The 24892-nt window shown below is 33.7% G+C and carries 24 protein-coding genes; 17 read left to right on the top strand and 7 right to left on the bottom strand.

Going from position 1 to position 24892, the window contains the following annotated elements; genetic code table 11:
- Window positions 1-46 precede the first annotated feature (46 nt).
- Complete coding sequence (locus ACQKCJ_RS18520; RefSeq protein ID WP_427402635.1) at window positions 47-2224, top strand: TonB-dependent receptor domain-containing protein; 2178 nt, start codon at window positions 47-49, stop codon at window positions 2222-2224.
- Between the two features lie 609 nt (window positions 2225-2833).
- Window positions 2834-3151, top strand: a complete 318-nt coding sequence (locus tag ACQKCJ_RS18515) for a helix-turn-helix domain-containing protein (protein ID WP_271337294.1) — start codon at window positions 2834-2836, stop codon at window positions 3149-3151.
- 190 nt (window positions 3152-3341) lie between these two features.
- Here the strand turns inward: ACQKCJ_RS18515 and ACQKCJ_RS18510 are convergent, their stop codons facing one another.
- The 3 genes from ACQKCJ_RS18510 to ACQKCJ_RS18500 form a co-directional block, all read right to left on the bottom strand.
- Window positions 3342-3578: a hypothetical protein gene (locus tag ACQKCJ_RS18510; RefSeq protein ID WP_271337267.1), complete on the bottom strand. Its 237-nt coding sequence runs from the start codon at window positions 3576-3578 to the stop codon at window positions 3342-3344.
- 188 nt (window positions 3579-3766) lie between these two features.
- Window positions 3767-5026, bottom strand: a complete 1260-nt coding sequence (locus ACQKCJ_RS18505) for an aspartate kinase (protein ID WP_271337268.1) — start codon at window positions 5024-5026, stop codon at window positions 3767-3769.
- A gap of 243 nt (window positions 5027-5269) precedes the next feature.
- Window positions 5270-5743 (bottom strand): GNAT family N-acetyltransferase, encoded by a 474-nt coding sequence (locus ACQKCJ_RS18500; protein WP_271337269.1) that lies wholly within the window; start codon window positions 5741-5743, stop codon window positions 5270-5272.
- Between the two features lie 263 nt (window positions 5744-6006).
- Here ACQKCJ_RS18500 and fbp point away from each other — a divergent pair, with 263 nt between their 5' ends.
- On the top strand, window positions 6007-7011 hold the full coding sequence (gene fbp, locus ACQKCJ_RS18495) for a class 1 fructose-bisphosphatase (RefSeq protein ID WP_271337270.1): 1005 nt from the start codon (window positions 6007-6009) through the stop codon (window positions 7009-7011).
- Window positions 7012-7199: 188 nt separating this feature from the next.
- On the opposite strand, the gene ACQKCJ_RS18490 is transcribed toward fbp, so the two are convergent.
- The gene (locus ACQKCJ_RS18490; protein ID WP_072964353.1) at window positions 7200-7631 is read right to left on the bottom strand and encodes a TerB family tellurite resistance protein; all 432 of its coding nucleotides are present in this window, start codon (window positions 7629-7631) and stop codon (window positions 7200-7202) included.
- Window positions 7632-7799: 168 nt separating this feature from the next.
- Between ACQKCJ_RS18490 and ACQKCJ_RS18485 the strand changes: the two genes are divergently transcribed.
- From ACQKCJ_RS18485 to ACQKCJ_RS18465, 5 genes are all read left to right on the top strand, one after another.
- Window positions 7800-8393: a HupE/UreJ family protein gene (locus tag ACQKCJ_RS18485; RefSeq protein WP_271337271.1), complete on the top strand. Its 594-nt coding sequence runs from the start codon at window positions 7800-7802 to the stop codon at window positions 8391-8393.
- Between the two features lie 5 nt (window positions 8394-8398).
- Window positions 8399-8830: a deoxycytidylate deaminase gene (locus ACQKCJ_RS18480; RefSeq protein ID WP_271337272.1), complete on the top strand. Its 432-nt coding sequence runs from the start codon at window positions 8399-8401 to the stop codon at window positions 8828-8830.
- Window positions 8830-10407: a S41 family peptidase gene (locus ACQKCJ_RS18475; protein ID WP_271337273.1), complete on the top strand. Its 1578-nt coding sequence runs from the start codon at window positions 8830-8832 to the stop codon at window positions 10405-10407. Before ACQKCJ_RS18480 ends, ACQKCJ_RS18475 begins: the two co-directional genes overlap by 1 nt.
- A gap of 18 nt (window positions 10408-10425) precedes the next feature.
- Window positions 10426-10791, top strand: coding sequence for a nuclear transport factor 2 family protein (locus tag ACQKCJ_RS18470; protein ID WP_271337274.1), 366 nt, complete (start codon window positions 10426-10428; stop codon window positions 10789-10791).
- A gap of 70 nt (window positions 10792-10861) precedes the next feature.
- Window positions 10862-11173, top strand: coding sequence for a hypothetical protein (locus ACQKCJ_RS18465; protein ID WP_271337275.1), 312 nt, complete (start codon window positions 10862-10864; stop codon window positions 11171-11173).
- Between the two features lie 205 nt (window positions 11174-11378).
- On the opposite strand, the gene ACQKCJ_RS18460 is transcribed toward ACQKCJ_RS18465, so the two are convergent.
- From ACQKCJ_RS18460 to ACQKCJ_RS18450, 3 genes are all read right to left on the bottom strand, one after another.
- Entirely contained in the window at window positions 11379-11984 is a 606-nt protein-coding gene (locus tag ACQKCJ_RS18460; protein ID WP_271337276.1) for an FAD-dependent oxidoreductase, read from the bottom strand.
- Window position 11985: 1 nt separating this feature from the next.
- The gene (locus ACQKCJ_RS18455; RefSeq protein ID WP_017496183.1) at window positions 11986-12186 is read right to left on the bottom strand and encodes a hypothetical protein; all 201 of its coding nucleotides are present in this window, start codon (window positions 12184-12186) and stop codon (window positions 11986-11988) included.
- Between the two features lie 108 nt (window positions 12187-12294).
- Complete coding sequence (locus ACQKCJ_RS18450) at window positions 12295-12873, bottom strand: MarC family protein (RefSeq protein WP_072964360.1); 579 nt, start codon at window positions 12871-12873, stop codon at window positions 12295-12297.
- 317 nt (window positions 12874-13190) lie between these two features.
- Here ACQKCJ_RS18450 and ACQKCJ_RS18445 point away from each other — a divergent pair, with 317 nt between their 5' ends.
- From ACQKCJ_RS18445 to ACQKCJ_RS18405, 9 genes are all read left to right on the top strand, one after another.
- Window positions 13191-13760, top strand: coding sequence for a DUF3109 family protein (locus tag ACQKCJ_RS18445; RefSeq protein ID WP_072964361.1), 570 nt, complete (start codon window positions 13191-13193; stop codon window positions 13758-13760).
- A gap of 337 nt (window positions 13761-14097) precedes the next feature.
- On the top strand, window positions 14098-15075 hold the full coding sequence (locus ACQKCJ_RS18440) for a ribonucleotide-diphosphate reductase subunit beta (protein WP_271337277.1): 978 nt from the start codon (window positions 14098-14100) through the stop codon (window positions 15073-15075).
- A gap of 264 nt (window positions 15076-15339) precedes the next feature.
- Window positions 15340-17739 carry a ribonucleoside-diphosphate reductase subunit alpha gene (locus tag ACQKCJ_RS18435; protein WP_427402634.1) on the top strand — a complete coding sequence of 800 codons (2400 nt, stop codon included), beginning with the start codon at window positions 15340-15342 and terminating at the stop codon, window positions 17737-17739.
- A gap of 619 nt (window positions 17740-18358) precedes the next feature.
- Window positions 18359-19756, top strand: coding sequence for a DUF1800 domain-containing protein (locus ACQKCJ_RS18430; RefSeq protein ID WP_427402633.1), 1398 nt, complete (start codon window positions 18359-18361; stop codon window positions 19754-19756).
- Window positions 19757-19768: 12 nt separating this feature from the next.
- The gene (locus ACQKCJ_RS18425; protein WP_271337280.1) at window positions 19769-20935 is read left to right on the top strand and encodes a DUF1501 domain-containing protein; all 1167 of its coding nucleotides are present in this window, start codon (window positions 19769-19771) and stop codon (window positions 20933-20935) included.
- A 151-nt stretch (window positions 20936-21086) separates the two neighbouring features.
- Window positions 21087-21272, top strand: coding sequence for an addiction module protein (locus ACQKCJ_RS18420; RefSeq protein ID WP_427402632.1), 186 nt, complete (start codon window positions 21087-21089; stop codon window positions 21270-21272).
- A gap of 437 nt (window positions 21273-21709) precedes the next feature.
- On the top strand, window positions 21710-22549 hold the full coding sequence (locus ACQKCJ_RS18415) for a prephenate dehydratase (RefSeq protein WP_271337282.1): 840 nt from the start codon (window positions 21710-21712) through the stop codon (window positions 22547-22549).
- Window positions 22550-22633: 84 nt separating this feature from the next.
- A complete protein-coding gene (locus ACQKCJ_RS18410; protein ID WP_271337283.1) occupies window positions 22634-23779 on the top strand; it encodes a pyridoxal phosphate-dependent aminotransferase in 1146 nt (381 codons plus the stop codon).
- 243 nt (window positions 23780-24022) lie between these two features.
- Window positions 24023-24880 (top strand): prephenate dehydrogenase, encoded by an 858-nt coding sequence (locus ACQKCJ_RS18405; protein WP_271337284.1) that lies wholly within the window; start codon window positions 24023-24025, stop codon window positions 24878-24880.
- Window positions 24881-24892 lie beyond the last annotated feature (12 nt).

The raw sequence follows: 24892 nt of genomic DNA, 5'->3' as shown, positions 1-24892 counted from the left end.
AACTGACTTTTGTCTCAACAAAGTCAAATTTTAAATTGCCAAATCTATGAGATTCCTAGTTTCTGTTTTCATTTACACTTATTGCTTCCTTTTTTGTGCCTTAGAAATAAATGCACAATCCAAGCCAACAATTCCTGAGAAAATTACAAATCAAAATAATGAGTTAGACGAAGTTGTTATTAAAAGGCAGACTTCATTAGTTAAATATTCAGCAAACGGAACAATCGATGTTAATGTGGCCAATACGTTGCTTTCGACAAGTAGCTCCGTAAACGAATTATTAGGCAGAGTTCCTAATGTTATTGTAGCCGAAGGACAAATAAGTGTTCTCGGAAAAGGCGAAGCGATTATTTACCTTAACGGAATATTGATTAATTATGAACGTTTTGCGGCAATACCGGTTTCGCAAATTTCAAAAATTGAAATCATCTCAAATCCATCCTCAAAATATGATGCCGAAGGAAAAGCGGTAATCAATATAATTACAAAACGAAATATCGAAAATGGTACAAAAGGAACGGCGAGCCAACATGTGACGGTTTCTAAATTTGCAGGAGCAAGTACCAATACACTTCTCGATTTTAATTATACCAAAGGAAAGTTTTCTTTTATAACCAATTACGGATTGCAATTGGGCAAAGGCAGGGAATTGTTGTATACAACAAGAACAAGGCCAAATCCTGATGACTATATGCGATCTGAACTAACAACAGAATGGAAAAGACAATTTAATAATTACTCTAATTTTGTGCTTGGACTGCAATATACCTTTTCTGAAAAAAGTTATATTTCAATGGCTTACAACGGTAATGTTGAAGATCTGGGAGGCGTTGTAGAAAGCAGGAATGCAATAGATACTAATTCAGGAACAAGTTTTTATGCCACGGATATTGCCAAAAATGATGTTTTGCTCAACCAATTCGTAAATCTAAATTACAATACAATCACAGACAGCAAAGGTTCGTCATTATTTATAGGATCTCAATATTCTAATTATAACGGAACTGTAAAGGATTTTATTGAAGAAAATAGTTTTCTCGATGCAATAAATGAGAGAAGATATTTGAAGAATAATGTGGGAAGCACTATAAATATTATCGCTGTACAAGCTGATTATTCGAAAAAGATAAGTGAAAATACAAAGCTCGAAATGGGATTGAAATGGAGTCAGGCAAAAATACAGTCAGGGACTGATTTTCTAACTGCAGATACAGACGATTTGAATTTTGAATTTGATGATCTGCTTTCGAGTGATTTTAAATACAGCGAAAAAATTAGTGCGGCGTATTTGAATTATGGAAGCACATTCAGCCAAAAAATCAATTTTTCAGTTGGCGCACGAGCCGAAAAAACAAATTATGATTTGTATACAAATGCAAATGGGATTCAGAAATTTAATAAAAACTACACGAATATTTTCCCAAATCTACTTTTGAATATGGATTTTTCAGAAGATTTGAAAATGCATTTTTCGTATGTTTCAAGGATCACCAGACCAAGATATCAAGCATTAAACCCATTTGTAATTTATCAGGATCCTTTTACGACCATAGAAGGAAATCCTAATTTATTGCCTGAAAAGACACATGCTTTCGAAATTGGTGCTCTGTATGAGAAATTTGATTTTAAATTAGGATATACCTACAAAATTGATCCAATTTCCGGAGCTGCATTGCGAGGCGATAATCCCGATAGTTATGTTTTAAGATCTCTGAATTTAGAGAAAGAACATACTTTATTTACCTCGGTTTCAAGGTCTTTTACCAATAAATGGTGGAGTTCTACCAATACCATAAGTCTGAATGTGAGTAAAGCTGTGGATAATTTTTATGAATATACATCGGGAGCCGTAAAGCCACAAATATATTTGTATTCGAATAATACATTTACCATTCCTGATTGGTTCAAAATACAAGTATTAGCGTGGTATTTAGGAGATAAAAGTTACGGATTACGTCATGACGATAGTAGATCGACAGTAGCAATAGGAATAGAAAGAAACTTTTTTAAAGATGCCTTAAAGCTCAATTTTATCGCAAATGATCTCTTTCATGGTTTTAGGCTTTCAGGCGATTATAACGTTGGACAGACTGAAATTTATTATCATCGAACCTTAACAACACAGTATTTTAAACTGATTGCGACTTACAATTTTGGCAACTCAAAAAAAGCAAATTATAAAAAGTCAGAGATTGAGCAAAGTGAGAATAATAGAGCGAGGTAAAGGCAAAATAGCTTTATGAATTCAGCTGCTTTTAATAGTAGGATCTAATTTGTAAATCGGGATAAAAGATACAAAGTAAATACAAGTATTACAGCAAAGAAAACAGAGTTGGGATTACCGAAATTAATGGTACATCCTATATATTTTATTCTTTTAGGAGGAATAATCTTTTGTCTTTGGGGTTATAAAAAAAAGCCTCCAAACCCAATTGTTTGGATCATTTCGCCATTTGTCTTTTTCTTCTTCAGAGGGTTTGTTGTTGTGCTCCATTTGTGCGACGAATTATTTCGATTTTGTTTAGCTTATTTTTTGTTATTTAAATATCGGTATCCCAAAGCAATTATTATAACAATGATTGACGGGAAAAGGGCTGGATAATTCATCTTTTTATTTTGATGTTAAATCTTTTCGTGATTTTCACTTTTTCTAATACATTTTTTTTCCTGATACATTAATTTAATATCGCAAATCTATCTATAATTTTAAAAAAGTCTCAACCGAAAATCGGTTATTTTAAACCTATATTCAGTATATTGTAAAATATTTATTATATTTAATTCGCTAAAACTGTTAATTATGAATAAAATTATAGGAAATAAGCTTAAATAGCTGCGGCGGTCTAAAAATCTGTCACAAGAAGAAGTGGCAGATTTTTTACGTATATCGTTATCTGCCTATTCACGAATGGAAAGAGGAGAAAGCAATTCGTGGGCCAGTCATTTTAATAAAATCTGCGAAGTTTTTGAAATAATTCAGGAAGATTTGGTGAGGAAAGAATCGAAATCCTGGCTAAGCGGAGATTTGATGAATGAAGAACCTTTGACGGAAAATGAAGTAATAAATGGTTACAGAAAAATCATAAAAAAATACGAAGTGCAAATCGAAGACCTTAAAATTATAATTACTCAAAATGGGAGAAGGAAATAAGGGAGGCTTCACTTATTGATGAAGGCTTTCCGTAAACATTCGATTTGGAAAATGTTTCTGTTTTTTAAGTCTTAAAGCTAAATCAAAACTGATATTAATATTATTTTAATATATCAGGAAATATGGTGTAATAGATTTACATCGTAAAATGTTGTCATGGAAATTAGCTTAGAAAAGTATAATAATGATGCTATTGTTTATGCTTAGCATATTTTATGAAGATTAGAATTATAGCAAATAATAATGAAATGATAATTATATTGTTTGGATGTGCATAATTAGCATGCCACCCAAGTTCTTTCATTTTCTTAAGGAAGTATTGTCGTTTGTCTTTCGGATTGTAATAAAACATTCCCCAGATCCAATTTTTAGGATCATTTTCCCATTCCCTTTTGACTTCTTCGCCTGGATCATTGTTGTCTTCCATGATTAAGTATTTTTAACTTTAGACAAATACGAGTAAATTTAGTAAATTATTTATAGCCTGATTGTTTTTCGTTTTTTTTAATAATGATTTATAGAGTACTGTAGTTTCTTAAGAAATAAAAAAGGCTCCACTTATTAGTGAAGCCTTTTCAGGTATGTGAATTAACTAATTAACGGAGTAAAGATGATTTAATTAATCTCTTTCGTAACGATTTGCATCGTCTCACGGCTTACTTGTTTTAGTAAAACCACTTTATTGTCTTCGACAGTTTGTGCTGCTTGTTCTGTAAAGTGACGAATCGTATATAAAGTTACATTTTCATTAAAATCTACTTTGAATTTTTTAGAAAGTATCGCATTTAATTCCGTGAAATTTTCGAATTTATCTTCTACACAAACAGAAAAACTAATCGCCGAATTCTGGATCAAATTTACTTTTAGTTTGAATTCATGAAATAATCCAAAAATCTCGCTGATGTTTTCTTCCATTATAAAAGAGAAATCTATTGATGAAAGCGAAATCAAAAGCTGGTTTCTCTTTACAATAAAACAAGGATATTGTGGCTCAAGATCAACACCTTTAGAAACGCAGGTTCCTTTTAATAACGGGTTGATAAAAGATTTTACGTACAACGGAATCTCTTTTTTCTGTAAAGGCTGTAATGTTTTTGGGTGAATAACCGTTGCGCCATAAAAAGCCAATTCGATCGCCTCACGATACGAAATCTGATTTAATAAACTCGCATTCTCAAAATAACGCGGATCCGCATTCATAACACCGGGAACATCTTTCCAGATCGTTACACTTTCGGCATTTAAACAATAAGCAAAAATTCCTGCAGTATAATCAGAACCTTCACGACCAAGAGTAGTCGTAAAGTTATTCTCGTCAGCACCTAAAAAGCCTTGCGTGATGTTCAAGATTTTTCGTTTCACATTTTTACTGATCAGTTGTTGGGTAGTTTCCCAATCAACCTCGGCATCTCTGTAATTGGCATTCGTTTTAATGAAATTACGAACATCCAGCCATTGCGTTTGAATACCCATAAAATTCATGAAATGACTAAGAATAGTAGTGGAAATCAATTCTCCAAAACTTACAATCTGATCGTAAACAAAATTGTAATTTGGCGATTTATTATGTGCCAGGAAATATTCTAATTCAGAGAATAAAGCTTTTACTGCAGTAAATACTTCATGTTTCTCATTTTCGAATAAATCCAATAAGATTTGATTGTGGTATTTTTTTATTTCTTGCACAGAAGAATTCAATTCTGCCGATTTATCAAAATAATTCTTGATTACAACCTCAAGAGCATTTGTAGTTTTTCCCATCGCTGAAACGACTAAAATTACATCTTCATAACCTACTTTTTGTAAAACGTCATAAACGTTTTTAATTCCATCAGCGTCTTTTACAGATGCGCCACCAAATTTAAATACTCTCATTTTTTATATATGCTGTTTTTTATAAAATTCCAATTTTTTTAAACTCCAAATTCCAATTGAATTGTAGAGGCGCACAGCTGTGCGTCTTTATTTTGTCACAGATTAAAAAGATTAAAAAAAATTTCCAATCTGTGTCAGTTCGCCACGAATTTCACGAATTTACACTAATTAATTCGTGCTAATTCGTGAAATTCGTGGCAAAAAAAATCTTGTAAATCATTTTAATTTGTGGCAAACTTCTTTTTACAATTTTGCTAAATACGAATTAATTCCCTTTTCATCCATTTGAACTACTCTCCATTCTTCAAGAATTTTAGCACCTGAGTTTTCATAGAATTTCACGGCAGGAGTATTCCAGTCCAGAACATTCCATTCTACTCTTCGAACATTCTCTTTTTTTCCTTGTTTCATAATTGCAGTATACAATGCAGATCCCAAACCGGTACCACGCATTTTGTCTTTTACAATCAAATCCTCCAGATGAATTGTTTTTCCTTTCCAGGTAGAATAACGATAATAGTAAAGCGCGATTCCAACAATTTCCTCTTCAACTTCTGCTACAAATATGTGAAATAATGGGTTTTCACCAAAGCCATCACGCACTAAATCATCAACAGTTATAACAACAGCTTCCGGTTCTTTTTCGAATATTGCCAACTCCTTTATTAATCCCAAAACCGATTGCATGTCTTCAGGATTTCCTTTTCTAATATTCATATTCTGTTAATTTAATTTTATTCCTAAATATACGATAACCACTTTTATTTCAAAAATTTGCTTGTACGAATTTCTTGTAAGGGCAATTCATATATTCTTATTATTAAGCGTTTATTCGCTAAAAATCTATTTTTTTATTCGGTACTTCCCGTCTTTAATTAGCAAATATACAATAGTGGCAAACTAACAAAATAATTTTTGAATCATTCTCACAAAAAAAGCGATATTTGTGACTTATAATCAAAAACTACAACGATATAGTAATGGAAGAACGCAATAAAACACTAGGAGAGTTTATTATTGAGAACCAAAAAGCATTTCAGTATTCGTCGGGAGAGCTTTCCCGAATTATCAACTCTATACGTTTGGCGGCAAAAGTCGTGAACTATAAAGTCAACAAAGCCGGATTGGTGGATATTATTGGCGCCGCAGGCGAACAAAATATTCAGGGAGAAGACCAGCAAAAATTAGATGTGTATGCAAACGAAGTATTTATCCAGACGTTAATAAACCGTGAGATTGTCTGTGGTATTGCTTCAGAAGAAAACGACGAATTTATTACTGTCAAGGGGAGCGACAACAGTAATAATAATAAGTACGTGATCTTGATGGATCCGCTTGATGGATCATCGAACATTGATGTAAATGTTTCTGTGGGGACTATTTTTTCTGTTTTTAGAAGAATTACACCAATAGGAACCCCGGTAACAAGCGAGGATTTTTTACAACCGGGAATCAATCAAGTTGCAGCAGGTTATGTAATTTATGGAACTTCGACCATGTTGGTTTATACGACCGGTCATGGCGTAAACGGATTTACATTAAATCCGGCCATCGGAACATTTTATTTGTCACATCCGAATATGAAATTTCCTCAAAATGGAAATATATATTCTGTAAACGAAGGAAATTATGTTCATTTTCCGCAAGGCGTAAAAAACTACATTAAATATTGCCAGAGAGAAGAAGAAGACAGACCATATACTTCCAGGTATATTGGAAGTCTGGTGTCAGATTTTCATAGGAATATGATCAAAGGCGGAATTTATTTATACCCAACAAGTTCAAAAGCACCAAAAGGGAAATTACGTTTATTATATGAATGTAACCCAATGGCATTTATTGCAGAACAAGCTGGAGGAAAAGCAACAGACGGTTTTGGAAGAATTATGGAAATCCAGCCAACTGAATTGCATGAAAGAGTTCCTTTTTTCTGCGGAAGCTATAATATGGTCGAAAAAGCAGAACAGTTTATGGCAGCTGAATAAGTCTCAGTTTTTAGTCTCAGACAACTTAACAGGTTTTTAAAACCTGTTAGGTTTTTTTGTTCAAGTCTTAAGTTGTTCAGGATTCTAACAGAAAACCCGACAAATTTCAAAAATCTGTCGGGTTTCTTTATTTAAGGTAGCAAACTGTTTACTGTGACTGTGACTGAGACTGTAAACTGAAAAACTTTTTACTTGTTCATATTTTCCATTTCGAAAAGAAAAGTATCCAAGTCTACTTTTTTATCTACTAAAGACAATGCTTTCGAAACAATATAATTTACGTTTCCTGGAGTAAAACCTAACGCTAATCCCATACGGGTTAACATCACTTCTTGTTGGTCTCCTAAATGATGGTCAACGTGCACCATTCTCGCTAAATCAAACAAACGCTCTAAACGTTGTGTGTATAAATAAGGAGGATTTATTGCATGTTTCCAAGGATCCGTAAGGATTTCATTATATTCGTCTTCTGAAATTTCTAATCTTGAAGCTAATTTATTTAAGAAGTCTTTTTCTTCTAAACTTACTTTGCCGTCAGCAAAAGCTACACGAACAATTGCAGAGAAATGACCTCTGTTTCTTTCTTTGAATTCGTTATCAAATAATTCTGAAAATGGCATAATTTGTTGATTTTTATATCGCAAAGATAATTTTTATTTTAAATTATTAATTTTAATTTTCTCATAAAATTTAACTTATTTTTATTCCTTGATTTAATCTGCGTCACCTTTAATTTTTCAAAATAAATCGTAAGTTTACAACCCCTAATCATTAATAGTAGTACCCGTATGTCAGAATTTTGGATTTATTTTCAAATAGGATTAAAGCACGTTTTAGATATTCATGCTTATGATCATGTTCTTTTTTTAATTGCATTAACAACGCCTTATTTGTTTAAAGACTGGAAACGTATTTTGCTTTTAGTTACCGTTTTTACAATTGGCCACACTTTAGCTTTATTACTTTCGGTCTTTGGAATTATAGCAATAAAAGTGAATACGGTTGAATTTTTAATTCCGATAACGATTTTAATAACGGCTATTTTTAATCTCTTTACAGCCGGGAAAGCATCAAAAAACGATGGATTGAATTTAGTATTTTTTGTAACCTTATTTTTTGGAATTATACACGGACTTGGATTCTCAAATTATTTCAAAACTATTTTAGGAGGATCACCTAGTTCAAAATTACTACCTTTAGGCGAATTTGCTTTGGGAATCGAAGCAGCTCAGTTAGTTGTGGTCTTTGTAGTTTTGATAATATCATATATTGTACAAACCGTATTTCGTTTTTCAAAACGTGATTGGGCGCTTGTAATGTCAGGTTTTATTATAGGAGTTGTTATTCCTATGATTATCGAAAGCCCAATTTGGAACAGATAAAATAAATGGAAGATAAAAAATTGAATAAATACGATAAAGCTTATTTGAGAATTGCCAGGGAATGGGGTTCACTTTCGTATTGTAAGCGAAAACAAGTAGGCGCTATTATCGTAAAAGACCGAATGATTATATCTGATGGATATAACGGGACACCGTCCGGTTTTGAGAATTGCTGTGAAGACGAAGACGGATTAACCCGTTGGGATGTTTTGCATGCCGAAGCAAATGCGATCCTGAAAGTTGCCAGATCAACACAATCGTGTGAGGGAGCAACTTTGTATATTACACTTTCGCCTTGCAAAGAATGCAGCAAATTAATTCACCAGTCCGGAATAAAAAGAGTGGTGTATCAAAACGGATATCGCGATGATTCCGGAATTCAGTTTTTAATAAAAGCAGGTGTCGAAGTCGAACATATTCCTGTTTTAGAAGAGTAATGAAATTAAACTCAAAATATTTGCCAATCATTATCGGAGCTACCTTTGCTCTGGGAATAGTCAGCGGAAGCCTAATGAACGCTCCCGTTGATGATCAGCTTTTGGCTAAAAATTACTCGAAAACCAAGCTGAACAAACTGATTGATTTTATCAATAACGAATATGTTGACAGCATCAATACAGATTCTATTGTAAATCTTACGGTAGATAATATTCTCTCAAAACTAGATCCGCATTCTGTTTATATTCCGCCAACAGAACAAGCTGAGGTTGCTGAAAGTATGAAAGGAGATTTCGTTGGAATCGGAATTAATTTTTATATGTATAAAGATTCTGTTGCGATTATAAAACCAATTGAAAACGGACCTTCGGCGAAAGCGGGAATAAAATCAGGTGACCGAATTTTATTTGCAGGAAAAACGAAATTATTTGGGCGAAAATTGCCTTCAGACAGTTTATTCTCTAAGCTAAAAGGAATAAAAGGTTCTGAAATTGAATTGACCGTTTTTAGAAAATCAGAACAAAAGAAACTAAAGTTTAAAGTAAAACGAGATATTATCCCAATAAAAAGTGTGGATGCTTCTTTATTGCTCGATAATAAAACAGGTTACATGAAAATTAACCGTTTTGCCGAAACGACTTTTAATGAGTTCAAAACCGGTTTAACCAGACTGAAACAAAGCGGAATTGAGTCTTTGGTTATTGATCTTCGTGATAATGGCGGCGGCTATATGGAAGAAGCCATTGCAATTGCTGATGAGTTTTTGAAAGACAAACAATTGATCGTTTTTACTAAAAATAAAAACGGAACTACCGAAAAAACATATGCCACAAAAGCAGGAAGTTTCGAAACCGGAAAAGTCTATGTTTTAATCAATGAAAATAGTGCCTCAGCAAGCGAAATTTTGGCTGGAGCAATTCAGGATAGTGATCGCGGGACTATTGTGGGCCGTCGTTCTTTTGGTAAAGGATTGGTACAGCGCGAAATGGATTTTAATGACGGATCTGCGGTGCGATTGACCGTGGCGAGATATTATACGCCAACCGGAAGATCGATCCAGAAACCTTATAAAAAAGGAAATGAAGAATATTTTAAAGAATCAGAATCTCGTATAAAATCAGGAGAACTTTATGCAAAAGACAGTATAAAAGTGGCTGATTCCTTAAAATTTAAAACTCCAAAAGGGAAGATCGTTTACGGTGGTGGCGGAATTGTTCCGGACATTTTTGTACCAATAGAAGCAGAACACGGAAACGAGAACGTCGCTTATTTGATGCAAACCGGAATTGTTGGTCATTTTGTTTTTGAAGAATTAGATAAAAACAGAAACGCTTTTTCAGGACTTAATTTTAATGAGTTTTTGGCTAAGATGAAAAGTTCAGACGTCAATTTTAAAAAGTTTAGAACCTATATTTTAATGACGGGTTTAGATCTGAAATTAGATAAAACCAAAGCTTTGGTAAATCGTTACATTACAGCAGAATTTGCGAGACAGCTTTATGGAGAATTATATTACTATGATGTTATCCTGAAAGAAGATGCGATGATTAAAGCAGTTTTGAATCCAAAAAAGTAATCCTTAATTTTTGATCAGATGAAAATAGAAACTATTGTAAATGCTGAAATTGAGCTTCTGACAGCCATTAAAAATGCAGATGTTCCTACTTTGGATAAAATGCTGCACGATGATTTGCTTTTTAATTTACCCGACGGACAAACGATTACGAAAGAATTCGATCTGAATTCATATCGTTCAGGCAAAATGAAAATTGAAGTAATAGAAGCGTCAGATCAAATTATTAATATAATAGATGATCTGGCTGTAGTTACAGTAACTGTTATGTTGAAAGGAACGTATGATGGTAATCTTTTAAATGGAGCCTTTAGATACATCAGAGTCTGGAAACAGTTTGAAGAAAATATAAAAGTAATAGCGGGAAGTTGTGCTGTCTTAAAATAAAACAATAATTTTAAATAATATAACAGATCATTTTAGGAAATGAGCGAGCTTTACAACTCAAATAGAAAATATGAAAAATCTAAAAAGAATAAGTTTTCTGGCAGTACTAATGGCATTTGTGATTTCTTGTGCTGGTATGAAAGATAAAAATACGATTTCAGGAAAAGTTGAATCCATTGAATTTGGAAAAGACGGTTATACGGCTAAAATCAATACAACTAAAAATGAGGTTTATTATGCTGTAATCAGCATTGTAAATGTTGGTGGCCCACAAAACTACAAGAAATTAAAAGTAGGTGATGAGGTTTCGTTAAAAGGAGAAATCTGGAAAACCGATACAGAGAAACATATTAAAGTAAAAGAAATTGTTTCAGTAAAATAAGGCTTGTTTTTTTAACATTAAGAGATTAGCTTAACAGTTATTTTACCATTAAGAGATTAAGAAAAATTAAGCTTTACGGCTAGATTTTCGTAATCTCTTAATGGTTTTATTTTATAAGATATTTAAGTATTTGTAGTATTATATGTAGCAAGCTTGATAAACTTAATCTCTTAATGGTAGATGAAAAAAACTAATGTTTTAAATTCTATCGAATACTATCATGAGCGTGGGTCTGTACGCCGTTATTCCATAAAGTAAGAATATCTGTGGCAACAGCGGCGCCACTTCCGGCAGCAATTGCCAGTTGGCTTCTCCAGCCTGCTAAAGTCCCTATAACATAAATGCCATCGGCTACTTTATGATCGTTGTTTTTAAGCTGAATACGTTGTTTTTCAGGAAGTGCTTTTTTATGAGGTTCAATATATTGAGTTAAACCTTCAATGTCAAAAGTATTGGCAGAACCAATTCCTACAACGATATTTTTTGTTTTATATGAGTCTTTATTTGTAGTAACAGTAAATTCAGGATAAGTACCTTCAAGTTTAATTACCTTCTCATTCTGTATTTGAGTAATATGAGGGTAAGTCATTGCTAAATGCTGTGTGCTTTCGAATAATAATTCCGAACCCAATTTGCCGGGTCTTATGCCATAAGCGTTATAGAAGATCGCTTCTTGTAAAGAAGAGCTTTTTTGGTGGGTAAAAATTCCGATTTTCTTATCGGTTGCAAAAGCTTTGTTTTTGGCAGATCCTAAAACGAGTGCACAAGAAATGCCTGATACACCTCCGCCAATAATTAAAACTTCAAACATATTATCGTCCGTTTGTTTTCTCTTCAATTCTTTTAGAAATTCTAAAAATCAAAAGAATCAATACGGCACAAAATGAAGCTGCAATTCCAATAAAAGCAACTACACTATCTCCCTGAAAAGGATTTTTGAAGTCTAGCAACGTAATATTAAAAACAATTAAAGCTAATGCTAAAAGCACTAAGATGGAAGTAAAGATTTTCATAATGGTTGTTTATTTGCCTAAAATAATAAAGTAAAACCTTTAGATGTTAAAAAATATCCTCAAGTTGTATTTTAGAAATTTTATGGGGTAAATTTATAAAAATAAATGTTAGACAAACAAACCTTTAACATTAGCAGCAAATAATTTAACAGCAATCGCTAAAAGTATCACTCCAAATGTCTTACGAACAACGCCAAGTCCGTTTTCTCCTAATAAAGTTTCGATTTTTTTAGAAGATTTTAAAACAATATAAACCAATATGATATTTAATATAATGGCAATTATGATATTAATGGTGTGAAATTGAGAACGCAACGAAAGTAAAGTAGTCATAGTTCCTGCTCCGGCAATTAACGGAAATGCTAAAGGAACAATAGAAGCTGATCCCGGCTCTTCGTCGCGATAGATTCTGATTCCTAAAATCATTTCAAGAGCAAGGAAGAATAATACAAACGAACCCGCTACGGCAAATGAGTGAACATCAATGCCTATAAGGCTTAAGAAGCCTTCGCCCACAAAAAGAAAAACAATCATAATAAGTCCTGCAACTATCGAAGCCTTCTCAGATTCGATATGTCCCACTTTTGCTCTTAAATTCACAATAATCGGAATCGACCCTACAATATCAATTACGGCAAAAAGTACCATTCCAACAGTAATTATTTCTTTAAAGTCGATTTCTAGCATATCACTTTGATTTTAAGGGTTTAAAATTTTTGCAAAGGTAGATAATAAAGGTAGGTGTTTTTTTGACACGATGTATTTTTGTTATAAAAACACGTTACATGTGTTGAAAAAGTGATATATGTAACAATTATTGTTTGTTGCACAGAGTTTCGCAAAGTATTCTCGCAAAGATTCACAAAGCTTGAATTGTAAAAAGATTAAAAACAGAATGATTCTTTGTTAATCTTTGTGAAAAACTCTGTGAATCTTTGTGGTAGATTTTTTATCCGTTTTCTTTGTCTATCTTTGCACTTTATAAATTTCAGTACTTTATTATCATGTTTCAATTAGGGAAAACCATTATTTCAGAAGATATTCTTGAAAAAGAATTTGTGTGCAACTTGTCAGCTTGTAAAGGAGCTTGCTGTGTTGATGGAGATGCAGGTGCGCCTTTAAGCGAAGCGGAAACTAAAATCATGGAAGAAATTTACCCTAAAGTAAAACCTTTTTTACGTAAAGAAGGAATTGCTGCAATCGAAGCGCAGGGAACCTGGGTAAAAGGAACTGATGGGGATCTTGAAACGCCGTTAATCGACGAGAAAGATTGTGCCTACGTTATTTTTGACGGTAAAACCGCTCTTTGCGGAATCGAGCAAGCTTACAATCAGGGAATCATCGATTGGAAAAAACCAGTTTCCTGTCATTTATATCCAATTCGTGTAAAAGACTTTACGGAGTTTGCTGCGGTTAATTACGACAAGTGGGATATCTGTGACGATGCCTGTTCTTTAGGAAAAGAATTAGAAGTTCCGGTCTATAAATTTGTCAAAGAAGCATTGATTCGCCGCTTTGGGCAAGACTGGTATTTAGAGCTTGAAAAAGTAGCCGAAGAGCTCAAAAAGTCTTAAAAATCTTCACGCTTTAGTTACTGCTTTATAAGCTTGTTTTTTAACCCAAAAAATAAAGTTTTAACTCAAAAAAAAACTTTTAAAAACAATTGCATATTTCTTGCTTTTTATAACAAAAAGTCTATATTTTACAGGGGCTTTAGGTTTAAAAGGTGGTATTAAATACCTCATTTACAAATATTTAATTATTGTCTGAAAAATATCTCATTTTTCATGCGTTGTTAAAAACTACGTCGAATTGTGAATAAGTTTGGCTTTCATTTTTAGCGATAAATGACAATCTTTGTAGTCTATTGAAATAGTAAAAATTCAATACAAAAATTAAACAAAAATTACCATGTCACAAGTCGAGCCAATATTACAAGAAAATAAAAATCGTTTCGTTATTTTTCCTATCAAACACCATGATATTTGGGAATGGTACAAGAAAATGGAGGCTAGTTTCTGGACTGCCGAAGAAATCGATTTGCACCAGGACTTGACTGACTGGAATAATAAATTGAGTGAAGACGAAAGATATTTCATTAAACATATCCTGGCGTTCTTTGCTGCTTCTGATGGAATTGTAAATGAAAACCTTGCTGAGAACTTTGTAAACGAAGTGCAATATGCCGAGGCGAAATTTTTCTATGGTTTCCAGATCATGATGGAAAACATTCACAGCGAAACGTATTCTCTATTAATTGACACTTACGTGAAAGATGAAGCAGAGAAAGCTGAATTGTTTAACGCTTTAGAAGTTTTTCCTGCAATTAAGAAAAAAGCAGACTGGGCTTTAAAATGGATCGACTCAGATTCGTTTGCTGAAAGACTAATTGCTTTTGCTGCTGTTGAAGGAATTTTCTTTTCAGGTGCTTTCTGTTCTATTTATTGGTTGAAAAAACGTGGTTTAATGCCAGGTTTAACTTTTTCTAACGAATTGATTTCCCGTGACGAAGGTGTACACTGTGACTTTGCAGTACACTTACACAATCATCACCTGATCAATAAAGTGCCAAAAGAAAGAATCAAAGAAATCATCGTTGATGCTTTAGACATCGAAAGAGAATTTGTTACAGAATCACTTCCGGTAAGTTTAATAGGTATGAATGCCGTTTTAATGACGCAATACCTGGAATTTGTTGCTGACAGATTATTAGTAGAATTAGGTTGCGAGCGTGTATATGGATCAGCGAATCCGTTTGACTTCATGGATATGATCTCACTTCAGGGAAAAACCAATTTCTTTGAAAAACGTGTTGCCGAGTATCAAAAATCGGGTGTGATGAACACAGATAGCGATGCTCAGAAAATTTCATTTGATGCAGATTTTTAGACAACAAGAATAGTTTAGCGTTACCTCGAAACGCTGGAAAGAATAAAATTTTTATAATAAATATTTTCGCTTGAATCTCTTTCCCAAATCGCAGATTCAATGACAATTTTTAATGCTTTTTCAATCTGTTTTCCAGACTGGAACAGGTAACTATTGAGAATCCTACAATTCTCAAAAAAATAATTTAAAAACACGCAATGTTTAAGTCCTGGAATTCGTTATTCCAGTGTCTTTCATTTTTTCAATAACTAAAATAGTAAGCTTATGTATGTAGTAAAAAGAGATGGTCACAGAGAGCCGGTAATGTTTGATAAGATTACAGAAAGAATCAAAAAATTGTGTTACGGTTTAAATGAACTTGTAGATCCTGTTAAGGTAGCTATGCGTGTTATTGAGGGATTGTATGATGGGGTTTCAACTTCTGAACTTGATAATCTTGCGGCAGAAACAGCAGCTTCTATGACAATTGCGCATCCTGATTATGCACAATTAGCGGCGCGTGTGGCAATTTCGAACCTACATTCAAATACAAAAAAATCGTTCTCAGAAACGATGAAAGATATGTACTTATACGTAAATCCAAGAAATGGACAAGAATCGCCATTACTTTCGGATGAAGTATTCAAAGTAATTCAGGAAAACTCAGAGTTCTTAGATTCACATATCATATATACAAGAGATTTTAATTACGATTACTTTGGTTTCAAAACCTTAGAGCGTTCGTATTTGCTAAAAATAAATGGTAAAATTGTCGAAAGACCACAACATATGTTGATGCGTGTTTCAGTTGGTATTCACCTTGACGATTTAAAATCAGTTATCGAGACTTACGACTTAATGTCTAAAAAGTTCTTCACGCACGCAACACCAACGTTGTTTAATGCAGGAACTCCAAAACCACAAATGTCTTCTTGTTTCCTTTTGGCAATGCAGGATGATAGTATTGATGGTATTTATGATACATTAAAACAAACGGCTAAGATCTCGCAATCAGCGGGAGGAATTGGTCTTTCTATTCATAACGTTCGTGCAACAGGATCTTATATTCGCGGTACAAACGGAACTTCAAACGGAATCGTGCCAATGTTGAGAGTGTTCAACGATACGGCGCGTTACGTAGATCAGGGTGGTGGAAAACGTAAAGGAAGTTTTGCGATTTATATCGAAACATGGCATGCTGATATCTTCGAATTTTTGGATTTAAAGAAAAATACGGGAAAAGAAGAAATGCGTGCAAGAGATTTATTCTTTGCTATGTGGACATCTGATTTATTCATGAGACGTGTTCAGGAAGATGCATCATGGACTTTAATGTGTCCTAACGAATGTCCTGGATTATACGATGTTTACGGAGAAGAATTCGAGACAATGTATCTTGATTATGAATTTAGAAATAAAGGAAGAAAAACTATTCGTGCACGTGAATTATGGGAGAAAATCCTTGAATCGCAAATCGAAACAGGAACTCCATATATGTTGTACAAAGATGCAGCAAACCGTAAATCGAATCACAAGAATTTAGGAACAATTCGTTCATCAAACTTGTGTACAGAGATTATGGAGTACACTTCTAAAGATGAAATCGCAGTTTGTAACTTAGCTTCAATTTCATTACCAATGTTTATTGATAACGGAAAATTCGATCACGAAGCACTTTACAATGTTACAAAACGTGTAACCCGTAACCTGAACAAAGTAATCGACAGAAATTACTATCCGGTAAAAGAAGCTGAAAACTCTAACTTGCGTCACCGTCCGGTAGGATTGGGAGTTCAAGGTTTAGCAGATGCTTTTATTATGTTGCGTATGCCGTTTACAAGTGATGAAGCAAAAGTATTGAATCAGGAAATTTTCGAAACATTATACTTCGCAGCTGTAACCGCTTCTATGGAAATGGCAAAAGAGGAAGGGCCATATTCTACATTTGCAGGTTCTCCAATGTCACAAGGAGAATTCCAATACAATATGTGGGGAATGAAAGATGAAGAATTATCAGGCCGTTGGGACTGGGCTTCATTAAGAAAAGAAGTAATGGAGCATGGAGTTCGTAACTCATTATTAGTTGCGCCAATGCCAACAGCTTCGACTTCACAAATTCTTGGAAACAACGAAGCTTTCGAACCCTATACATCAAACATTTACACACGTCGTGTATTGTCTGGAGAATTCATTGTTGTAAACAAACATTTACTTCATGATTTAGTAGACAGAGGTTTGTGGAACGAAACATTGAAACAAGAAATCATGCGTCACAACGGATCTGTTCAAAATATTGATGTGATTCCACAAGACCTGAAAGAATTATACAAAACAGTTTGGGAAATGTCGATGAAAGACATTATCGATATGTCACGTCAGAGAGGTTATTTTATTGATCAATCACAATCATTGAACTTGTTCATGCAGGATGCAAACTATTCTAAACTGACGTCAATGCACTTCTATGCTTGGCAATCTGGTTTAAAAACAGGAATGTATTACCTGAGAACAAAATCTGCGGTTGATGCGATTAAATTCACCCTAAACAACGATAAAAAAGAAGAAGATGCGCCAGAAGCAGTTTTAGTTCCTGAAACTGAAGCAATCAGCGTTGAGGATTACAAAGCGATGTTGCTAAAAGCACAAGCAGGAGATCCTGAAGATTGTGAAATGTGTGGATCTTAATTCTTGATTAGAAGAAAGAGAATAGAATAAAGAGGAAAGATTTTATTCTTAATTTATAGAAAGCAGTTGTCGTAATGATAGCTGCTTTTTTTTTATCAATTCCGAGAAAAAAGGAAATTTTAATTTTTTATAACATAGCCAGAGGTTTCAAGCTTGGAGACACAATACATTATCCGATTCAATATGCGTCCCAAGGTTTAAAACCTCGGGCTATGTTATTATATTGTCTGATTCTATATGTATCCTAAGGTTGAAATCTCGGGCTATGTATTGTATTATCCGATTCAATATGCGTCCCAAGGTTGAAACCTCGGGCTATGTTATTATATTGTCCGATTCTATATGTGTCCTAAGATTGAAATCTCGGGCTATGTTGTATAGCTGTTTGAATAAAAAATATTTCATACAAATAGATTGTAGTTTCGTGATTTAATTAATTTCGTCCATTTCATATCAATTCGAATTAAACAATATCCCTCAAAAATCTACGTTTAAATTAATACCAAAGATTTTTAAAAATCAGCACCTTAGCATCTAAGTAACTTAGCTCCTTAGCACCTTCCTTAAATTAAACCTTTAAAGAAAACTAAAGTCTTATTGCTAAACAAATTCCTGTGTTATGAAAAAAAGCAATCTTTGGTCGTTACGGTTGGGATTTTCCGGAAAAGAATCCTATAAAATTGAGGAACTAGGATTAGAAAAATTTCTAAAGCATTCCTATGATTCAAAGTTTGACAAACAACTTCCTGCTTTTTTAGACGACGACCCCAAGACACTTATCGAACTTAAGGAATTACGCGAATCTATAAAAGCCGCCGATTCAGAAGAAAAAAAGAAGATCCTCAAAAAAGAAATCTACTCGACTATTGAATTAAAAAAATGGTGGATTGCCAAAATGCGAAACGACGAATTTCCGTTACGTGAAAACATGGTTTGTTTTTGGCACAATCATTTTGTTTCCACTTCTCAAAAAGTAAAAGTTACCTACTGGATGTATCAGCATAATATGATTTTACGCGAAAATGCCTTTGGGAACTTCAAGGAACTCACGAAGCAAATCGTAAAATCGAATGCTATGGTGAAATACTTAGACAATGTCGATAATAAAAAAGGCAAATACAATGAGAATCTAAGCCGTGAATTACTCGAATTATTCACCATCGGGATTGGGAATTATTCTGAAAGTGATATCAAAAACGGAGCAAGAGCTTTGGCGGGATTAAATTATGGCGATGACGGAGCAGTTTACAGGCGTTTTGCTGAAGACGATTCTGATAAAACATATTTCGGTAAAACCGGAAATTGGAAAGCAGATGATCTCGTCGATATTATTTTTGAGCAAAAGGAGATACCATATTTAATTACCCGAAAAATTCTGAAATGGTTTATTTATGATAATCCATCAGATGAATTGGTAACTTATTATGGCGATTATTTAAGAAAAGTAAAGTTTGAAATTGAACCATTACTCACTAAAATATTTACCGAAGAATATAAAAAAGATATTTCAGGCACTAAAATAAAAGATCCCTTTGTTTATATTCTGCAGCTTTTAGACGAATTGCATATTGACGATCTTGATGATACGATAGTTTTGTATTTTTTGAAACAACAAGGAATGGATCTATACAATCAGGTTAATGTAAAAGGTTGGGACGGTGGAAATTCCTGGCTGACTTCGCAGGTCTATTTGCAGCGGAATAATACATCAGATTTGCTTTGCAGCGGAAGAAGTGTTACCAGAAAAGTATTGAATACAATGGCTTCTGAAACTGAAAAACCAAAATCAGAATTGGAGAAAATTGACGTGAAAATCGATTTTGATTCCAATGGAAATAACAAAACCATTATCACCGAGTTATCGAACAGATTATTATTTAAAGTCAATGATTCGATGCAAAAAGACATGGAGAATTTGCTGAAATATGATTTTGACCCAAAAGAAGAACATGCCAGTTTTGCCGTAATAAGGCTCTTTAATTATATCACAAAACTACCCGAATATCAATTAATTTAGAAAGCTACAGCCATGAACAGAAGGAATTTTCTAACGCTTACAGGAACTCTTACAGGCGGAATGCTTGTGCTTCCTGATTTTTTACACGCTTTTGGTTCGCAAAATAATTTAGTAATCGGCGAACAGTGTGTTGTATTTGTTCAATTGAATGGAGGAAACGACGGATTGAATACTTTTATTCCGTACGATAATCCGTTGTATTATGATTTAAGAACAAAAATTGCTTTGAATAAGGATGTCGTTGTCGGAAAAAATAAAGGAATGGCATTTCATCCTTCGTTAAAAGATTTTGCTCAAATGCAGCAAAACGGAGATTTAACTGTAATTCAGAATGTGGGATATCCGGAGCCAATTCGTTCTCATTTTCGAAGTCAGGAAATTTGGCAGACCGCAACAGATTCGAATAAATATATTAATGAAGGCTGGTTAGGAAGGTATTTAGATTTACAATGTAACGGACATCAGGCAACGGCAGGAATAAATCTGGATTCTATCGATAATCTGGCATTAAAAGGAATGGAACCCAATTCGATAACCGTAAAAGATCCAAACCGATTTAAGATAAAAGGAAATAAAGAAGAAGATATAACCTTATCGGATAATCCACAATTAGATTTTGTTCGAAAAATAGCCAATTCAGTTACCGAAGGATCTGATGAAATCCAGAAAGCATTAGCGAAATCAAAATCAGAAATCACTTATCCTAAAACCGATTTATCTAAAAACTTAGAATGGATTGGCCGATTGATAAAAGGGAATCTAAATTCGAAAGTATATTATACTTCTCTTGGCGGATTTGATACGCATGATAATCAGCTTGCGATTCACGAGAAAAAATTAGCCGATTTAAATGATGCGATATACAGTTTTTATCAGGATTTAAAACAAGCGCAATTGCTTCAGAATGTTACAGTGGTAGTTTTTTCGGAATTTGGACGACGAGTAAAAGACAACGGAAACGGAACAGATCACGGAACTGCAGCGCCAATGTTTATTATTGGAGGAAATAACAAAGGAACAATTTTAGGAAATAATCCAGATCTGGCAAACTTGGATAATGGCGATTTAAAATATGAAATTGATTTTAGAAGTGTGTATGCTTCACTGTTACAGCAGAAAATGAATTTCGATTATGCAAAAATTGGGATTAGGAATAAACCGGTTTCGGGATTGTTTTAAAATTTTATAGCCACAAATTTCACGAATTCCCGCAAATTTTTATTTGTTGTAATTAGTATTTTTTTTGAAACTGAATTAGTGAAATTGAATTTTAATCGGCAATTAATTTGTGTAAATTTGTGAAATTCGTGGCAGAAAAACTTGATGAAATATGGAAATCATAAAATTATCTAAAGATAGAGACACTGAAAAAAAGGTTTTGGCTAAACAACTATGGAATAGTGTATCTGGTGATGTTAAGAGAGAATTAGATATTCGTATCCAAAATTTAGAAAATGGAAAAACTGAATTGTATACTTGGGATGAGGTTAAGGCTCATTTAAGATCTCTTAGATAATTCTAATTCCTATAATTAGTTAGTTGTCGAGCTACTTATGAAGATTGCTCCTTCGTTTAAATGACAATATTAAGAATAAAACTTAGAATTTTAGCGACTCAAAACCTTAGAATCTTAGAAAAACCAATTGTAAATATCTCATATTAAGTCGATATTTTTATATTATCATACAAAACATCATAAATTTGTTAAGAAATCCTTTTTTGTTTCATAAAATGCAATATTTTTTTTGGTGCAGTGAAAATAATTTATACATTCGCAGAGAATTTATTGAAAAACACAAACAAAATGGCAAGTAACCGTTTTTATTTTAGCAACTCTTTTTATTTCTTCTTTAGTAGAAGTGAGGATTGTGCTATGGTTATTTGAGAAAATTAAAAAAGACAAATAAAACTAATATACAATCCTGATGAAAATCAGGATTTTTTTTTGAATATATGACAACTAAAATTGCAATACAAGGTATAAAAGGTTCTTTTCATCATCAGGTTGTGAAAGAGTATTTCTCTGAAAATGTGGATATTGATGAGTGTTTGTCTTTTGAAGAATTGGTTGACAGTCTTCTTTCGGGAAAATCTGATCAGGCAGTTATGGCGATAGAAAATTCGATTGCAGGACCAATTATCCCGAATTATGCCTTGATTGACAAGAATAATTTGCACATTATTGGAGAGCATTATTTGAGTATTCACCAAAATTTAATGGTTTTGAAAGGTCAGAAAATCGAGGATATAAAAGAAGTTCATTCGCACCCAATGGCCATTCTGCAATGTATGGATTTCTTAAAACAATATCCAAACATCAAATTGGTTGAAGATAAAGATACAGCTGAAACTGCCAGAAGAATTCAGGAAAAACAATTAACCGGAATTGCAGCAATAGGAAGTAAGGTAGCTTCGGAAATGTATGATCTGGAAATTATTGCGCCGGAAATTCAGACGATCAAAAACAACATGACACGTTTTGTAATCATCAAAAAGCAAAATTCATTTTTGCCTGAAAACGAAATCAACAGAGCGTCAATCAAATTTGAATTAGATCACAAAAGAGGAAGTTTGGCGGCGGTTTTAAATGTAATGAGCGATTGCAAATTGAATTTAACTAAGATTCAGTCGCTTCCAAAAATAGAAACACCCTGGAAATATTCATTTTTCGTAGATGTAACATTTGAGAAATACGAAGATTTTGCAAAAGCCAAATCGCTATTAAATATAATGGCAGAATATTTAAAGGTATTGGGAGAATATAAAAACACGAAACCTTTAAGTCAGTCTTAAAGTTGGAAAGTCGAAAGTCTTAAAGTCAAAAAAGCATACAGCTTACGGCATAAAGCCTAAAGCATTTTTTAATAAAAAATAAAAATGATTACAACAGCAAAAAGATTAGATACAGTTGAAGAATACTACTTCTCATCAAAACTGAGAGAAGTTCGTCAATTGCAATCTGAAGGAAAATCTATCATCAATATGGGAATTGGAAGCCCTGATTTGAGTCCGTCGAAAGCAGTAATTGAAGCAGTTGCTGCAGCAATTCTGGATGAAAACGGGCATGGTTATCAGAGCTATCAGGGATTACCGGAATTGAGAAAAGGGATGGCAGATTTTTATCAGAATCAGTTTGGTGTTGAATTGAACCCTAATAATGAGATTTTGCCTTTGATGGGTTCAAAAGAAGGGATTATGCACATTTCGTTAGCATTTTTAAATGAAGGCGATCACGTTTTGATTCCGAATCCGGGTTATCCAACCTATACTTCGGTAACCAATCTGGTTGGAGCAGTTCCAATTTATTATGATCTGAAAGAAGCAAATGCATGGGAACCGGATTTTGAAGCTCTGGAAAAATTAGACCTGAAGAAAGTAAAAATTATGTGGCTGGGTTATCCGCACATGCCAACAGGAGCAAGAGGAAGTTTAGCATTATTTGAAAAATTGGTTGCTTTTGCTAAAAAACACAACATATTATTGGTCAACGATAATCCGTATAGTTTTGTTTTGAATGATAACCCAATGAGTTTATTGCAGGTTGAAGGTGCCAAAGAAGTGGCTTTAGAACTAAACTCTTTAAGTAAAACATTCAATATGGCAGGCTGGAGAGTTGGGATGGTTTTAGGAAATCCTGAAATTATCGATGCGGTCCTAAAAGTAAAAAGCAATATGGACAGCGGAATGTTCTATGGAATTCAGAAAGGGGCAGTTGCAGCTTTGAATTGTGATAAATCATGGTTCGAAGATCAAAACAAAATTTACAGACGCCGAAGAGAATTGACAGAAAAATTAGCAGAAAAATTAGGCTGCGAAGTTTACAAAGAAGGAGTTGGGCTTTTTGTCTGGGCGAAACTTCCGGAAGGAATCGAATCATCAGAAAAGTTCATAGACGAGATATTATACGAGAAACATATTTTTATCACCCCGGGAACAATCTTCGGAAGTAATGGTGAAGGATATATAAGATTCTCGTTGTGTGTAAAAGAAGAAAAAGTACAAGAAGCGATAGATAGGTTTTAAGTATTAAGATTTTAGAATAAAGAATAAAGAATCCGGATTTTGACATAGTTTATCAGGCTGAACGAAGTCGAAGTCCACATTCCAATTGGAGCCCCCTTCGACTTCGCTCAGGGTGACAGAAAAAAATAAAGGTCTTGAAAAAACGAGAAGCCCTAGCCCTGATAGAAGCGGCATCCTTTAATGGTTGGGTTCATCATAAAAGATACAGCGGATAGCAGGAAATAGCTTCTAATAAAAAGAATTATGAAAGTATACGTAATAGGAATAGGGCTAATAGGCGGTTCGATGGTGCTTGACATCAAAGAAAAACACCCCGATGCTACTATTTTTGGAATAGATAATAACGAAAAACACTTGCAGGAAGCAATTGATTTAGGTGTTATCGACAAGGCGGGAAGCTTTGAGGAATTGGCAGATGCTGATTTTGTAATTGTTTCGGTTCCCGTAGATGTGGCTTTGGTGGTTCTGCCTAAAGTTTTGGATGCAGTTGGAGATAAAACAATTGTTTTTGAAGTAGGATCGACTAAAAAGCCAATTTGTGAAGCTGTTGCCAGTCACCCAAAAAGAAGAAATTTTATCGCAACGCATCCTATAGCGGGGACGGAGTTCTCAGGACCTTCGGCAGCGATAAAAGGTTTGTTTCAGGGGAAAACGAATATCATTTGTGAGGTGGAAAAAACCACTTTTAAATTGCAGGAAAAAGCATTGAAACTTTTTAGCGAAATAGGAATGAGGATTCGATATATGGATCCAACTTCGCACGACAAACACATTGCTTACGTTTCGCATTTGTCGCACATTAGTTCATTTATGTTGGGAAAAACAGTAATGAACAAAGAAAAGGACGAACAGGATATTTTTGATATGGCGGGAAGTGGATTTGAAAGCACGGTACGTCTGGCAAAAAGTTCTCCCGCAATGTGGACACCGATTTTCAAGCAAAACAAGGAACACGTTATTGAAACATTAGAAGAATACATTTCAAATCTGAGTCGGTTTAGGGATTTGTTAAAAGAAGATAATTACAATGCCATTTTTGAAGAAATGGAAAGCACGAATAAAATCAAAGAAATATTAAACGGATTAACAATTAAAAAGTAAAAATAGAATTAA

Origin of the sequence: Flavobacterium sp. NPDC079362, assembly GCF_050267765.1 — a bacterium.
GTDB lineage: Bacteria > Bacteroidota > Bacteroidia > Flavobacteriales > Flavobacteriaceae > Flavobacterium > Flavobacterium azizsancarii.
The sequence above is the reverse complement of the archived record's forward strand: the minus strand, read 5'-3'. Positions and strand labels throughout refer to the sequence as shown.